This window comes from Dietzia sp. CH92, from assembly GCF_032248695.1.
Classification (GTDB): domain Bacteria; phylum Actinomycetota; class Actinomycetes; order Mycobacteriales; family Mycobacteriaceae; genus Dietzia.
In genome coordinates this window covers 338,788-353,329 of the sequence record NZ_JAVHXC010000001.1, presented here as the reverse complement: position 1 = coordinate 353,329, position 14,542 = coordinate 338,788, and the positions used below count along the sequence as shown (strand labels likewise).

The window sequence follows — 14,542 nt, the reverse complement described above, 5'->3', positions numbered from 1 at the left end:
GCCCCTACGGAAGGCCCTGTTGTGAACGACTCCTCCTCGATCCCGGTCGGACTGGGTATGCCCGACGCACCGCCGCCGGTGCTGGCGCCGCGGCGCAAGACCCGGCAGTTCTTCGTCGGCCCGGTCGGCGTGGGCAGTGATCACCCGGTCTCGGTCCAGTCCATGACCAACACCAAGACCCACGACGTCAACGCGACGTTGCAGCAGATCGCCGAGCTCACCGCGTCCGGATGCGACATCGTGCGCGTGGCGTGCCCGCGGCAGGAGGACGCCGACGCGTTGTCGACCATCGCGCGCAAGTCCCCGATCCCGGTGATCGCCGACATCCATTTCCAGCCCAAGTACATCTTCGCGGCGATCGACGCGGGGTGCGCGGCGGTGCGCGTCAACCCGGGCAACATCAAGGAGTTCGACGGGCGCGTCAAGGAGGTCGCCAGGGCGGCCGGGGACGCGGGTATCCCGATCCGGATCGGTGTGAACGCGGGGTCGCTGGATCCCCGCCTGCTCGCCAAGTACGGCAAGGCCACGCCGGAGGCCCTGGTCGAGTCGGCCGTGTGGGAGGCCTCGTTGTTCGAGGAGCACGGCTTCGGGGACATCAAGATCTCGGTCAAGCACAACGACCCGGTGATCATGGTCGAGGCCTACCGCCAGCTCGCGGCGCAGACGGACTACCCGCTGCACCTCGGTGTGACCGAGGCGGGCCCGGCCTTCCAGGGCACGATCAAGTCCGCGGTGGCGTTCGGCGCCCTGCTCGCCGACGGCATCGGCGACACCATCCGCGTCTCGCTCTCGGCCCCGCCGGCCGAGGAGATCAAGGTGGGTGCCCAGATCCTGCAGTCGCTCAACCTGCGGCCGCGCAAGCTCGAGATCGTCTCGTGCCCGTCGTGTGGTCGCGCGCAGGTGGACGTGTACAAGCTCGCCGAGGAGGTCACGGCCGGGCTCGAGGGGATGGCCGTGCCGCTCCGGGTGGCCGTGATGGGGTGTGTGGTCAACGGGCCCGGTGAGGCGCGGGAGGCCGACCTGGGCGTCGCGTCGGGCAACGGCAAGGGGCAGATCTTCGTCAAGGGCGAGGTCATCAAGACCGTGCCGGAGGCGGCGATCGTGGAGACCCTCATCGAGGAGGCCATGCGGATCGCCGAGGAGATGGGCGAGACGGTGGGGGAGGCCGCCGAGGGCCAGGGCCCCCAGGTCAAGGTCACGCGATAGGCCGTGACGGACACGGTGGCCCCGGGGACCGGGATCGGCGGGTGCCGCGACGTCGGCCCGGGGGAGACGGCGGCCGTGTCCGAGGTGCTCGCGTCCGATCCGCTGGTCTCGGCGCCGGCCGCGGAGAAGCTCGCGACGTCGGGGGTGGTCGCCGGTGCCGACGGGCGCTTCCTCACCCTCGGCGGGCCCGAGCGGTCGCTGGTGTTCATCGGTAGCTCCGTGCTGCCGCTGCGTGGCGACGGGCCCGATCTCCACGCGCTCGGCGGCGCCGTGGCCGCGCTGGGGCTGGGGCCGATGTCCGTCCACGGTCGGCGGGAGCGGGTGGCGGCGCTCTGGCCGGAGCTGCGCGGGGCGTGGGGCGAGGCGCGGGAGTTCCGCGGGCACCAGTTCCTCATGACCCTGGAGCGTCCGGTGGACCGCACCCTCATCCCGCAGGGGGTCCGCCCGGCCACCCTGGAGGAGTTCGAGCCGGTCCTGGCCGCCGCGGCGGCCATGTACCGCGAGGAGTTGCGTGCGGACCCGTTCGCCGTGGGCGCCGGCATCCCGTTCCGCCGCCGCGTGGCCCGCTCGCTGGCCCGGGGCCGGACGTGGGTCGCGTTCGAACGCGGTGAGGTGGTCTTCAAGGCCGACGTCGCCGCGCTCGCCCCGCGGGTGGCGCAGATCCAGGGCATCTGGGTGCACAGGGACAGGCGCGGTACCGGTCTGGGGTCCGGCGGGACGGCCGCCGTGTGCGCGGCGCTCCAGGACCGGGGGCTCACGCCGTCCCTCGTCGTGAACGGGTCGAACACGGCGGCGCGCGCGGCGTATCGCCGTGTCGGCATGACCGATGCCGTGGACTACGCGACGGTGCTGCTGTGACCACCGCACCGCGCGGCGGCGGCCGTGGTGCGCCCGTGGCGGCTTCGGCCCCGGCGGGCCGCTGTGGGACAGTGGAGGGGACGTTCGACGGTGAGCTTCGAGGAAGTGACGGCGATGCACAGGACAGCGACCATGGGCACCGACAGCGGCGACCGGAACGGGAGAGCCGCGTGAGCGTTCCCACCACCGCGCCCCTCACCGCCGTGCCGGTCGACGCCGTCGCGCAGGATCAGGGGTTCCGCTCGCAGAGCGGGGCCGACCGTGCCATGCGACGCCTCCTGGGGATACGCGGGATCGACACGAAGGCCGGCTCCGGCGCCCATCGGGCGTTCCGGATCTCGGTGGTCGTGTCCGCCGTGCGTTGTCTCATCACGTACCTCGCCATCCCGATCCTCGTGCCGCTGCTCAGCCTGTCCGGCTGGGTGGCCGCGCCGGTCGGCATCGCCCTCTGCGTCATCGCCGTGGTCAACGGCGTGGTGAGTGTCCGGCGCTTCTGGGCGTCGGATCACGCCAGGCGGTGGACGTACACGGCGTTCATGGGCGTCGTGTTCGTCATCCTCGGCGTGGCCATGGTCTCCGAACTGCATCGTCTGGGGGTGATGTGATGGATCCCCGACAGACCCCCGACCCCGCGACCGGGGAGCACGACGACACCGGGCGGCCCGCGGAGCACGACGACGCCGGCCGGCCGGAGGGGTCCGGCGACCCCGGCCGGTCCGGGAGCGCCGACGTGCTCACCATGGGCCTCTTCGGCGCCATGGTGATCATCGCCTCGATCTGCTTCGTCATCTGGTGACCGCCGCCGGGCCGCCTCGCCCCCGTGCGCGGCCTCCGGCGGGAGCGACGTGGCCCGTCCGACCTATCCTTGAGTCATGACGACCTCGACCCGCCAGCCCCTCGTCCCCGGCGAGCCCACCCCGATCCGGACCGTGCCCGACTCGATCCCACGCCCGGAGTACGCGTGGCGTGACCGCGTGGACGAGGCCAACGGCGAGCCGTGGGTGCACCCGCCCGAGGTGATCGAGTCGATGCGGGTGGCGAGCAGGATCGCGGCGGACGCTCTCGTCGCGGCCGGCGAGGCCGTCGCGCCAGGCGTGACGACCGACGAGATCGACCGGGTGGTCCACGAGTACCTCTGCGACCACGGCGCCTACCCGTCGACGCTGGGCTACAAGGCGTTCCCGAAGTCGTGCTGCGTCTCCCTCAACGAGGTCATCTGCCACGGCATCCCCGACACCACGGTGATCCACGACGGGGACATCGTGAACGTCGACGTCACGGCGTACATCGACGGTGTCCACGGGGACACCAACGCCACGTTCCTCGCGGGTGAGGTCGGCGACGAGGTCCGTCTCCTGGTGGAGCGGACCGAGGAGGCGATGAACCGCGGGATCAAGGCCATCCGTCCCGGCCGTGAGGTCAACGTGATCGGCCGCGTCATCGAGTCCTACGCGCGCCGGTTCGACTACACGGTGGTCCGCGAGTTCACGGGGCACGGGGTGGGGCCGACGTTCCACAACGGGCTCGTCGTGCTGCACTACGACGACCCGTCCCGGACCGAGGTGCTCGAACCGGGGATGACGCTCACGGTCGAGCCGATGATCTCCCTCGGCGGCCCCGGCTTCGAGGTCTGGGACGACGACTGGACCGTGACCACGGCCGACAAGGCCTGGACCGCGCAGTTCGAGCACACCGTCGTGGTGACCGAGGACGGGTACGAGATCCTCACACTGCCCAGCGGCTCCTGACGGCGGCCTCGCCCGGGCCACCGGGTTCCCGGGTCGTGCGCCCGGACCCGGTGGCCCGGCATATGGACGTTCGTCCCGTAGCGCCCTCGGGAATGGACAGGGCGATGCATACTGTCCAGCATGATCGACACGCCCCGTGGACCCGTGGACCAGATCGACCTGTTGGTGGTGGGCGCCGGCTTCGGCGGTATCGCCATGGCCGACCGTCTCCTGCGCGAGGGACGGGGCCGGGACTTCCTCGTCCTGGAGGCCGCTGACGAGGTCGGGGGCACGTGGCGCGACAACACGTACCCGGGGTGCGCCTGCGACGTGCCCACCGCCCTGTACTCCCTCTCGCGACACGCGCACCCGGGCTGGTCACACTCCTTCGGCCGGCAGCCCGAGATCCACTCGTATCTGGTGTCGGTCGCCGACCGCATCGGCCTGCGGGACCGGCTCGTCACCGGCTGCGAGGTGACCGCGGCGCGGTGGGACGCGGACTCCGCCGAATGGGTGGTGGACACGAGCCGTGGGCAGGTGCGTGCCCGGCACCTCGTGGCCGCCACCGGCGCGCTCTCCGCCCCGTCCGTCCCCCGGCTGCCGGGGCTCGCCTCGTTCGAGGGCGAGGTCTTCCACTCCGCGCGGTGGCGTCACGACATCCCGCTCGAGGGCAAGCGGGTCGCGGTGGTCGGCACCGGCGCCTCCGCGGTCCAGTTCGTGCCGGAGATCGCGGGCACCGCCGGGCACGTGACGGTGTTCCAGCGCACGCCGGGGTGGATCCTGCCCCGGCTCGACCGGCCGATCTCGGATCGCCGCAAGCGACTGTACGAACGCCTGCCGGTCCTGCAGAAGCTCGTCCGTGGGCGTATCTACCTGGGACGGGAACTGTACGTCGTGGTGTTCACCCGGGCGCAGTTCCTCCTGCGCTTCTTCGAGTGGTTCGCCCGGTTCTACCTGCTGCTCAAGGTCCGCGACCGGGGGATGCGCAGGGCGCTCACGCCCGACTTCTCGATCGGGTGCAAACGGGTCCTGCTCACCAGCCAGTGGCTGCCCGCCCTGACCCGCCCCGACGTGACGCTGGTGCCCGGGGCCGCGTCCTCCGTCACGCCGCACGGCGTGGTCTCGGAGGACGGTACGGAGCACCCGGCCGACGTCATCATCTTCGGCACCGGGTTCCAGCCCACGGAGCCGCCGATCTCGAAGGTCATCACGGGTGCGGACGGCCGCACGCTCGCCGAGCACTGGGACGGGAGCCCCCGCGCCCACAACGGGGTGACGGTGGCCGGGTTCCCCAACCTGTACCTGTTGTACGGACCCAACACCAACCTCGGGCACTCGTCGATCGTGTACATGCTCGAGTCGCAGGCGGGCCACGTCCTGCGGCTGCTGGACCTGGCGGAGCGGTCCGGGCGCGGGATCGTCGAGGTCCGGCGAGAGGTCGAGGAGGCCTACGCGGACCGGATGGACCGCGAATTGGCGCACACGGTGTGGAACCAGGGCGGCTGCTCGAGTTGGTACATCGACTCCCGCGGCCGGAACTCGCTACAGTGGCCGACCTTCACGTTCCGCTACCGCGAGCAGGTCCGCTCGGTGGATCCGGAGGACTTCGTCCTGACCTGAGGTCGCCGGCCGCGGCCTAGAAGCCCCGGTCGGGGAAGTCCAGGCCGAGCAGCGCGTTCTCGACGACCTCGGCCATCGCCGGGTGGATCCAGTACTGGCGCCGCGCGAGGTCCGGAACGGTGATCTCGAACTCCATCGCCTGGATGAGGATCTGGATCAGCGACGGCGCGTGGGCACCCATGAGGTGTGCGCCGAGCAGCAGGCCGGTCGCGCGATCCGCGATCAGCTTGCAGCAGCCCACCGAATCCTCCATCGCCCATCCGTACGCGACGTCGCCGTAGTCCTGTGTCTTGACGGTCACGTCGTAGCCGGCGGCACGCGCCTCCGCCTCGGTGAGACCCACCGAGGCGATCTGCGGCCACGTGAAGACCGCGTAGGGGACGTGGCTGTGGTGGAACGACTGCAGGTCGTCGGGGTGCCGCAGGTTGTGGCCGAGCACGCGCTGCTCGTGGTTCGCCACATGCTTGAGCTGGAACGGCGAGCTCACGTCGCCCAGCGCCCACACCCCGTCCGCGGTGGTACGGCCGTACTCGTCCACCCGGACCCGGTCACCGTCCATCTCGACACCGGCGGAATCCAGGCCGAGGAGATCGCCGTTCGGCGTCCGCCCGGTGGCCACGAGGAGGGCGTCGCCGGAGCAGGTCGAGCCGTCCTCGAAGGTGATCTCCACGCCCCGGCGGTCCTCGCCGGTCGCGGTCATGGTGGCGATCTGCTGACCGAGACGCACGTCCCAGCGCCGGGCGGCCGCCGCGGTGAACCGCTCCGCCAGTTCGCGGTCCAGGTGCTTGAGCAACACGTCCGATCGGCCGATCACGGTGACCTTCACACCGAGGGAGGAGAAGATGTGGGCGAACTCGCACGCGATGAACCCCGAGCCCTGGATGACGATCGACTCCGGCAGCTCCGGGATCCGCATCACGTCGTCACTCGTGTGGTACGCCACGCCCGCCTCGGTGACGATCCCGGGGATCGACGGGCGGGCCCCCGCCGCGATGACGACGGAGTCGGCGGTGATGATCTCGCCGGTGCCGGTGTCGATGGTGCGCGGGCCCACGAACCGCGCGTGGCCGTCGAAGACGGTGACGTTGTCGCAGCGGTTGCGGCGGTAGTCCTCACCGCTGTTGGCGATGGGATCGATGCGCCGGTCGAAGACGCGCGAGACGATGTCCGGCCACCGGACGCCGTCGAGCGTCGAATCGACCCCGTAGGTCGCGGAATGGGTGACCGAGGTGGCCGTGTCCGCCGCGTAGACGAACATCTTGGTGGGGATGCACCCGACGTTGAGGCACGTCCCGCCGAACGTCCCCTTCTCGCAGATGGCGACGGACTTGTCGGCGAAGGACTCGTCGATCAGCGAGTTCCCGCTGCCCGTTCCGATCACCACGAGATCGAAGTGTCGCGAGGGGGTCTGTGTCATTGCGGTCAGGACTCCTTGGGGTGAGCGGACAGGGTCTGGTCGAGCCAGCGCCCGAGATGATCGAAGACCACCTCGAGGACGTCGGCGCGGGAGAGGAAGACGTCGTGGCGGGCGCCCTCGACGGCGACATCCGTCACGTCGCGGGAGACGCGATCGGCGAACCGCTGCATCGACCGGACGTCGAGGATCAGGTCGGTGTCGACGTCGATCTCCCCGCCGCGTGATCGCGACCCGACCGAGGACGCCGTCGAACGTAGCAGCAGCACGGGGAGGGGGAGATCGACCCCGGCCTGCAGCCTGCGCTGGGCGCGACGCACCGCGGCGAGCCACCCGGCGCGGACACCCACCCCTCCCGGGGGCTTGAGGGTGGTGTCGAAGTGGAAGTCCCCGTCGTGATCGACGTGCGTGCTGATCACGTACCGGTCCGAGGTGGGCAGCGGGAGCCGGTAGAACGGCCGGATCGTGCCCAGCGTCCGGATCACCGGGTCGAGCACCGTGCGGGCGCGGTCCGGCACGTCGAGCTGGAACCAGGGGGAGTTCAGCACCACCCCCACCACGGGGGCCAGTGCCGACCTCTCACGCCGCCGAGCCAGCCACAGCGGCACCACCAGGCCCCCCGTGGAGTGCGCGAACACGAGGACGGGCACGCCCGGGTGTTCGGTGGTGATCACCTCCAGTGCCCGGTCCAGCTCGTCGTCGTACCTCTCCAGATCGGTGGTGAAATGGGGCGTCAACCCCTCCCGCCTCGAGCGACCACACTTGCGCAGGTCGATCCCGTACGTCGCGATCCCGCGCGCGGCGAGGTACTCCGCCAGGTGGGTGTGGAAGAAGTAGTCGGACAGGCCGTGGACGACCAGCACCACCGCGTCCGGCGCCGGCGGGGCGTCCTCGTGCCGGACCAGGGTCGCCGAGATGGGTCCCTCGCCGTCCGGATCGAGGCCCAACGGGAGGTCGAGTCGCCGGTAGGACGGCCCCAGCAGGTCGGGCGCCCAGCGCGGATCGGATCCGTCGGAGGGGGGAACGGGGGAGTGCGACGACACGACGACCACCCTAGACCGGTGTGCCCCCACGCCGGTGCCGTGAGTAGTCTGGGTGCCCTGTGGGCGCGGGCCCGGGAGGGACCGGCCCGCGTCGACGTGAGATTCGGGTCCACGACCAATGAGCGAGGGTAGCCGGTGACTTCAGACCAGGTGGCAAAGCACGGAACGACGGATGTGGCGCTCATCGGCGCGGGCACCATGAGCGCGACACTCGGGGCGCTGCTGCGCCGGCTCCAGCCGGACTGGGACATCCAGGTCTTCGAGCGGCTCGAGGGTCCCGCCCTGGAGTCGTCGGATGCGTGGAACAACGCCGGCACCGGCCACTCCGCCCTGTGCGAGCTCAACTACTCGCCCAAGACCGCCGACGGCGACGTCGACATCACCAAGGCCGTGGGCGTCAACGAGAAGTTCCAGGTCTCGCGCCAGTTCTGGTCGTACGCCGTGGAGAACACGATCCTCGGCGACCCGACCGAGTGGATCCGCCCCGTGCCGCACATGAGCTTCGTGACCGGCGAGGACGGGCAGGCCTACCTGCAGAAGCGGTACGACAAGCTGGCCGGGCACCCGCTCTTCCCGGGCATGAACCACACCACGGACCACGCCGAGCTCGAGCGGCTCGTGCCCCTCATGGCCAAGGGCCGGTCCCCGGAGCAGCCGTTCGCCCTGAGCCACTTCTCCAACGGCACGGACGTCAACTTCGGCGCCCTCACCCGGCAGCTCATCAAGTACCTCACCCGGACCGGCACCGAGGTCCACTACCAGAACCAGGTCAAGGACCTCGAGCGGAACACCGACGGCACCTGGCGGCTGACGGTGACCAACCGCCACACCGGTGACGAGCGGACCGTCGACGCCAAGTTCGTGTTCGTCGGCGCGGGCGGCGGTGCGCTGCACCTGCTGCAGAAGTCCGGCATCCCCGAGATCAAGGGCATCGGCGGTTTCCCCGTCGGTGGCCAGTGGCTGCGCTGCACCAACCCCGAGCTCGTCGAGCAGCACCAGGCCAAGGTCTACAGCCAGGCCTCCGTCGGCGCGCCCCCGATGTCGGTGCCGCACCTGGACACCCGCGTCATCGACGGCAAGAAGGGCCTGCTGTTCGGCCCCTTCGCCGGCTGGACCCCCAAGTTCCTCAAGATGGGCAGCTTCCTCGACCTGCCGTCGAGCATCCGGCTCGGGAACCTCCTGCCCATGGCCAACATCGGTCTCACCGAGATGAGCCTCGTCAAGTACCTCATCACCGAGCTCGCCAAGAACCACGGGGCCCGTGTCGACTCCCTCCGCGACTTCGTCCCGTCCGCGCAGGAGAACGACTGGGAGAAGGTCATCGCCGGCCAGCGCGTCCAGGTGATCAAGCCCAACGGACGCGGCGGCACCCTCGAGTTCGGCACGGCCGTCGTCAACGCCGCCGACGGCTCCATCGCCGGCCTGCTCGGCGCGTCGCCCGGGGCCTCCACGGCCGTCGACGCGATGGTCGACGTCCTGCAGCGCTGCTTCCCCAGCCGGTTCGCCGAGTGGAAGCCCGCGCTCGAGGAGATGATCCCGTCGCTCGGCCGGAAGCTGGCGGAGGAGCCCGCCCTCTTCACCGAGCAGTTCGAGCGGTCCACCCGGACGCTCAAGCTCGACCAGAAGGCCTGACCGGCCGGCGCCACCGCGCCGCCTCGTCGGCACCTCGTCCCCCGGTCACCTCCCACGAGACCGGGGGATGAGTCGTCTCACCCCCCTCAGGGTCGATACCGGGGACGTCTGCCGCGGCGGATAGGATCAAGGCATGATCCGGCCCGTGAACCCGTACCCCGTAGGCCTGGACCTCGAGGGCCGTCGCGTCGTGGTGATCGGTGGAGGATCCGTGGCCCAGCGCCGCGTTCCCGTCCTGCTCGAGGCCGGGGCTGTCGTCCACCTCGTCAGCCCGGACATCACGCCCACCCTCCAGGGACTCGTCGACGCGGGCCGCATCTGGTGGGAACCGCGCGAGTACCGGACCGGGGATCTCGAGGGCGCCTGGTACGTCGTCGCAGCGACCAAGAATTCCTTGGTCAACGCCCGCGTGGCCGCGGAGGCGGAGCACCACCGCACCTTCTGTGTCCGCTCGGACGCCGTCACGTCCGGCACCGCCGTGACCCCCGCTGTCGTCCGCCGGGGACAGATGCTCGTGTCCGTCCTCACCGGGGACCGCGCCCGCACCACCGAGGCCCGCGACGTCGTCGCCCGGGCGCTCGACGAGGCCGGTGCGGAGGCCCCGGAGGTCGACGAGTCGCTGCGGGGAACGGTCGCCCTGGTCGGCGGGGGGCCCGGGGCGGACGACCTCATGACCGTGCGCGGACGTCGTCTGCTCGCCCGCGCCGACGTGGTGGTCGCGGACCGCCTCGCGCCCCAACGTCCGCTCGCCGAGCTGCGCGCGGACGTCGAGATCGTCGACGCCGCCAAGATCCCGTACGGCCGCTCGATGGCCCAGGAGGCCATCAACCGGGTCCTCGTGGACCGGGCTCGTTCCGGCAAGTTCGTGGTGAGGCTCAAGGGCGGCGACCCGTTCCTCTACGGACGGGGGTTCGAAGAGGCCCAGGCGTGCGCCGAGGCCGGCGTCCCGTGCACGGTCGTTCCCGGTGTCTCGAGCGCACTGGCCGTGCCCGCGCTCGCCGGGATCCCGGTCACCAACCGGGGGATGACCCACGAGCTGACCGTCGTGTCCGGGCATCTGCCCCCCGGGCACCCGGGCTCGCTCATCGACTGGGAGGCACTCGCCCGGATGCGTGGCACCCTCGTCGTGTTGATGGGCGTGAAGAACTCGCCCGCGATCGCCGAGTCGCTCATGGCCGGGGGCCGCTCTCCCGAGACCCCGGCGGCGGTGGTCGTCGACGGGAGCCTGGAGGGCCAGTCGACCTACCGCTGCACCCTCGGCACCATGGCCGCGACCCTCGACTCCCACGACGTCCGCCCGCCGGCGATCGTCGTCATCGGCGACGTCGCCGGTCTCCCGCAGGTACTGTCCGCGCTCTGACGCGCGGGGCGCACCGCGTCCCCTGTCGGGCATGATGAGGACGTGAGCGCCCCCAAGAAGATCGGTTTCCTGTCCTTCGGGCACTGGATGGACCATCCCGACTCCGCCGTCCGGTCCGCGTCGGACGCACTGCTACAGAGCGTCGAGCTCGCGCAGGCGGCGGAGGAACTCGGTGCGGACGGGGCGTACTTCCGCGTCCACCACTTCGCCCGGCAGCTCGGAACCCCCGCCCCGCTGCTCGCGGCCGTCGGTGCGCGCACCCGCCGGATCGAGATCGGCACGGGCGTGGTGGACATGCGGTACGTCAACCCGCTCGGGTTCGCCGAGGACATCGCCGCCGCGGACCTGCTGTCCGGCGGCCGCGTCCAACTCGGGGTCTCCCGTGGGTCCCCGGAACAGGTGATCGACGGGTGGCGGTATTTCGGCTTCCAGCCCGCGGAGGGGGAGTCCGACGCCGACATGGCCCGCCGGCACACCGAGGCCTTCCTGCGGGCCGTCGAGGGTGCGCGGTTCGCGCAGCCCAACCCGCGGCCGATGTTCCCCAACCCGCCGGGGCTGCTGCGTGTCGAGCCCCACTCCGACGGGCTGCGGGAACGCATCTGGTGGGGAGCAGCCTCGGATGCCACCGCGCGGTGGGCCGCCTCGCAGGGGATGAACCTCATGTCCTCGACCCTCAAAGCGGACGAGACGGGGGAACCGCTACACGTCCAGCAGCGCCGACAGATCGACGCCTTCCGCGAGGAGTGGGGACGCCACGACCACGGGTTCGAACCGAGGGTGTCGGTGTCCCGGTCGATCGTGGCCATCACCTCCGACGCGGATCGGCGCTTCTTCCTCGGGGGAGGGCAGCGGGGCGATCAGTTCGGGGACATCGAACCCGGTCTGCGCGCGGTGTTCGGGCGGTCCTACGCCGACGAGCCCGATCAGCTGGTGCAACAGCTCCGCGCGGACGAGGCGATCGCCGCCGCGGACACCCTCCTGGTGACCGTGCCGACCCAGCTCGGCGTCGACTACAACGCGCACCTGCTGGACTCGATCCTCACGCACGTCGCGCCGGAGCTGGGCTGGCGCTGAGGCCCATCTCCGGGCCGGGCTCGGCGGGCCGCCGGGTGCGCGGGAGGCGTCAGGGCGCGGTGACCATCGTGACGACGGACGGCGAGGTGTGCTCCACCTTGTGGCCCGCGCGCCGAGCGACGCGGAGCAGGTCCGCCACCTCGGTCATCTCCGCCCGCGACGTCGCGAGCGTCCGCGCGAGTAACCCCTTGTGGAACTTGGAGAAGTGCGAGACGACCTTGCGGCTGCCGTCCTCGTACTCCGTGACGACGTCGACGGTCACCGCTCCGGGAACGGGGCCGAGCTGGTGGTAGCCCCCCGACCGCATGTCGACGACCAGCTCGTCGGCCCACCCCGAGGTGGCGCAGCCGAGTGCGGGCTTCCACACCGAACGCAGGGTCCCCAACCCGGGCAGCTTCGTCCCGGCGGAGAGACGGTAGTGGGGGATCGGGTCCGAGGCCCCGAGAAGACCGAACAGGGCCGACCCGATCCACAGGCGTGCCTCGGCCCGGGAGCGAGCGGCACCGCTCAGCGACCCCTCGTCGAGCGCGTCGTACAGGACACCCGTGTACCGGCTCAGGGCGGGAGCGGTGGGGGACGACCACAGCCGGGCGTCGAGGTCGACCTCACCCGCGAGGCGCTCGCTGAGCCCCAGGGCGGACCGGGCGGCCTCGGGGTCCGAGGTGCACAGGTCGACGAGCGCGTCGGCGACCACCCTCCGGGTCTCCCCGAGCGCGGGCAGCGACAGAGCCGCGAGGTCGAGGGGGCCGCCGGCCCCGCCGACGGACTTGGTCTCGGAGGGTGACAGGAGGATACGCACCCGGCAGAGGCTACCGTCGGGCCGGGACGGCACCCCGGGCGGCTACTCTGGATCATCGTGATCACGCGCCTGTCCCACCTGTTCCTCCGCACGCTCCGCGACGACCCGTCCGACGCCGAGGTCCTCAGCCACAAGCTGCTCGTCCGCGCGGGCTACGTCCGTCGCGTCGCGCCCGGTGTCTACTCCTGGCTGCCGCTGGGCCTGCGCACGCTGCGGCGGGTCGAGCAGGTGGTACGCGAGGAGATGGACGCGTTCGGCGCCCAGGAGATCAGTCTTCCCGCTCTGCTCCCGCGGGAGCCCTACGAGACGACGGGTCGGTGGACCGAGTACGGACCCGCGTTGTTCCGGCTCAAGGACCGCAAGGGCAACGACATGATGCTCGGACCCACCCACGAGGAGCTCTTCACGCTCACCGTGCAGGGGGAGTACTCGTCGTACAAGGACCTGCCGGTCACCCTGTACCAGATCCAGACCAAGTACCGCGACGAGGAGCGTCCCCGGGCCGGCATCCTGCGCGGCCGCGAGTTCGTGATGAAGGACTCCTACTCCTTCGACCTCGACGACGCGGGGCTCGAACGCTCCTACCGCGCGCATCGCGACGCCTACCAGCGGATCTTCGACCGTCTCGGCATCGAGTACGTCATCTGCGCCGCGACCTCCGGTGCGATGGGCGGCTCCGCCTCGGAGGAGTTCCTCGCCGTCTCGGCGGCCGGCGAGGACACGTTCGTCCGTTCGACGGACGGCGCCTACGCCGCGAACGTCGAGGCCGTGGTCACCCCGGCGCCGCCGGCCCGGCCGGTGGAGGGGTTGCCGGAGGCGACGGTCCACGACACCCCTGACGCCCCGACCATCGAGACGCTGGTCGCCTGGGCCAACTCGGCGGGCCTCGGGCGGGAGATCACCGCCGCGGACACGTTGAAGAACGTCATGCTCAAGGTGCGCCAGCCGGGTCGCGACTGGGAACTGCTCGCGGTGGGGCTGCCCGGCGACCGCGAGGTGGACATGAAGCGTGTCGAGGCCGCCCTCGAGCCCGCCGAGGTGGCGATCCTCGAGGAATCCGACTTCACCGCCAACCCCTTCCTCGTCAAGGGCTACATCGGGCCGCGGGCGCTGCGGGAGAACGAGGTGCGGTACCTGGTCGACCCCCGGGTGGTGGAGGGCACCGCGTGGATCACGGGCGCCGACGAGCCGGGTCGTCACGTCGTCGACCTGGTCTGCGGCCGTGACTTCACCCCGGACGGGACCATCGAGGTGGCCGAGGTCCGCGAAGGCGATCCCGCACCGGACGGCCACGGCACCCTCACGCTCGCCCGCGGTATCGAGATCGGGCACATCTTCCAGCTCGGCCGCAAGTACACCGACGCCTTCGGCTTCGACGTGCTGGGGGAGAACGGCAAGCCCGCCCGCGTGACGATGGGCTCCTACGGGATCGGCGTCTCGCGTCTCGTGGCCGTCCTGGCGGAGCAGTTCGCCGACGACAAGGGCCTCGTGTGGCCCGCGGAGGCCGCGCCGGCCGACGTGCACGTGGTGATCGCCAACAAGGACCAGGCGGCCATCGACGGCGCCGCGACGCTGGTGGAGGCCTTCGACCGGGCCCGCCTCGAGGTCCTCTTCGACGACCGCAAGGCCTCGCCCGGCGTGAAGTTCAAGGACGCCGAACTCATCGGCGTCCCGTGGGTGGTCGTGGTGGGTCGGGGATGGGCCGAGGGGACGGTCGAACTCCGTCGACGGGCCACCGGTGAGGTCACCCAGGTGCCGGTGGACGGGGCGGCGGAGGAGATCATCCGTCTCATCGGGGCCGACCGCTAG

Annotated in this window: 13 protein-coding genes; 10 read left to right on the top strand and 3 right to left on the bottom strand. The window is 71.2% G+C overall.

All coding sequences use genetic code 11. The features are described from left to right. Window positions 1-57 precede the first annotated feature (57 nt). The 6 genes from ispG to RWK90_RS01670 all read left to right on the top strand — a co-directional run bounded on the left by ispG (window position 58) and on the right by RWK90_RS01670 (window position 5,411). A complete protein-coding gene (gene ispG, locus RWK90_RS01695) occupies window positions 58-1,206 on the top strand; it encodes a flavodoxin-dependent (E)-4-hydroxy-3-methylbut-2-enyl-diphosphate synthase (protein ID WP_314034738.1) in 1,149 nt (382 codons plus the stop codon). Between the two features lie 3 nt (window positions 1,207-1,209). Continuing rightward, on the top strand, window positions 1,210-2,064 hold the full coding sequence (locus RWK90_RS01690) for a GNAT family N-acetyltransferase (RefSeq protein WP_314034051.1): 855 nt from the start codon (window positions 1,210-1,212) through the stop codon (window positions 2,062-2,064). 170 nt (window positions 2,065-2,234) lie between these two features. Next, the gene (locus tag RWK90_RS01685; protein ID WP_314034050.1) at window positions 2,235-2,669 is read left to right on the top strand and encodes a hypothetical protein; all 435 of its coding nucleotides are present in this window, start codon (window positions 2,235-2,237) and stop codon (window positions 2,667-2,669) included. Continuing rightward, on the top strand, window positions 2,669-2,860 hold the full coding sequence (locus tag RWK90_RS01680) for a hypothetical protein (RefSeq protein ID WP_314034048.1): 192 nt from the start codon (window positions 2,669-2,671) through the stop codon (window positions 2,858-2,860). Before RWK90_RS01685 ends, RWK90_RS01680 begins: the two co-directional genes overlap by 1 nt. Before the next feature lie 76 nt (window positions 2,861-2,936). Then, window positions 2,937-3,812 carry a type I methionyl aminopeptidase gene (map, locus tag RWK90_RS01675; protein WP_314034046.1) on the top strand — a complete coding sequence of 292 codons (876 nt, stop codon included), beginning with the start codon at window positions 2,937-2,939 and terminating at the stop codon, window positions 3,810-3,812. Window positions 3,813-3,932: 120 nt separating this feature from the next. Further along, on the top strand, window positions 3,933-5,411 hold the full coding sequence (locus RWK90_RS01670; RefSeq protein ID WP_314034044.1) for an NAD(P)/FAD-dependent oxidoreductase: 1,479 nt from the start codon (window positions 3,933-3,935) through the stop codon (window positions 5,409-5,411). A gap of 16 nt (window positions 5,412-5,427) precedes the next feature. Here the strand turns inward: RWK90_RS01670 and mtr are convergent, their stop codons facing one another. Together mtr and RWK90_RS01660 are read right to left on the bottom strand one after the other, a co-directional pair. Next, window positions 5,428-6,828, bottom strand: coding sequence for a mycothione reductase (gene mtr, locus RWK90_RS01665; protein WP_314034042.1), 1,401 nt, complete (start codon window positions 6,826-6,828; stop codon window positions 5,428-5,430). A gap of 5 nt (window positions 6,829-6,833) precedes the next feature. Continuing rightward, window positions 6,834-7,868 carry an alpha/beta hydrolase gene (locus RWK90_RS01660; RefSeq protein ID WP_314034040.1) on the bottom strand — a complete coding sequence of 345 codons (1,035 nt, stop codon included), beginning with the start codon at window positions 7,866-7,868 and terminating at the stop codon, window positions 6,834-6,836. 135 nt (window positions 7,869-8,003) lie between these two features. Between RWK90_RS01660 and mqo the strand changes: the two genes are divergently transcribed. The 3 genes from mqo (at window position 8,004) to RWK90_RS01645 (ending at window position 11,934) form a co-directional block, all read left to right on the top strand. Next, window positions 8,004-9,500, top strand: a complete 1,497-nt coding sequence (mqo, locus tag RWK90_RS01655) for a malate dehydrogenase (quinone) (protein WP_314034038.1) — start codon at window positions 8,004-8,006, stop codon at window positions 9,498-9,500. 133 nt (window positions 9,501-9,633) lie between these two features. Continuing rightward, window positions 9,634-10,860, top strand: coding sequence for a uroporphyrinogen-III C-methyltransferase (gene cobA, locus RWK90_RS01650; protein WP_314034036.1), 1,227 nt, complete (start codon window positions 9,634-9,636; stop codon window positions 10,858-10,860). An 87-nt stretch (window positions 10,861-10,947) separates the two neighbouring features. Then, window positions 10,948-11,934, top strand: a complete 987-nt coding sequence (locus tag RWK90_RS01645) for an LLM class flavin-dependent oxidoreductase (RefSeq protein WP_314034736.1) — start codon at window positions 10,948-10,950, stop codon at window positions 11,932-11,934. A 49-nt stretch (window positions 11,935-11,983) separates the two neighbouring features. On the opposite strand, the gene RWK90_RS01640 is transcribed toward RWK90_RS01645, so the two are convergent. Then, window positions 11,984-12,733 (bottom strand): peroxide stress protein YaaA, encoded by a 750-nt coding sequence (locus RWK90_RS01640; protein ID WP_314034034.1) that lies wholly within the window; start codon window positions 12,731-12,733, stop codon window positions 11,984-11,986. Window positions 12,734-12,790: 57 nt separating this feature from the next. Here RWK90_RS01640 and RWK90_RS01635 point away from each other — a divergent pair, with 57 nt between their 5' ends. Next, the gene (locus tag RWK90_RS01635) at window positions 12,791-14,542 is read left to right on the top strand and encodes a proline--tRNA ligase (RefSeq protein WP_314034032.1); all 1,752 of its coding nucleotides are present in this window, start codon (window positions 12,791-12,793) and stop codon (window positions 14,540-14,542) included.

Coding starts and splice junctions, on each gene's coding strand:
- ispG (WP_314034738.1), top strand. CDS start 58: ATGCCCGACGCACCGCCGCCGGTGCTGGCGCCGCGGCGCAAGACCCGG.
- RWK90_RS01680 (WP_314034048.1), top strand. CDS start 2,669: ATGGATCCCCGACAGACCCCCGACCCCGCGACCGGGGAGCACGACGAC.
- map (WP_314034046.1), top strand. CDS start 2,937: ATGACGACCTCGACCCGCCAGCCCCTCGTCCCCGGCGAGCCCACCCCG.
- RWK90_RS01670 (WP_314034044.1), top strand. CDS start 3,933: ATGATCGACACGCCCCGTGGACCCGTGGACCAGATCGACCTGTTGGTG.
- mtr (WP_314034042.1), bottom strand. CDS start 6,828: ATGACACAGACCCCCTCGCGACACTTCGATCTCGTGGTGATCGGAACG.
- cobA (WP_314034036.1), top strand. CDS start 9,634: ATGATCCGGCCCGTGAACCCGTACCCCGTAGGCCTGGACCTCGAGGGC.
- RWK90_RS01645 (WP_314034736.1), top strand. CDS start 10,948: ATGGACCATCCCGACTCCGCCGTCCGGTCCGCGTCGGACGCACTGCTA.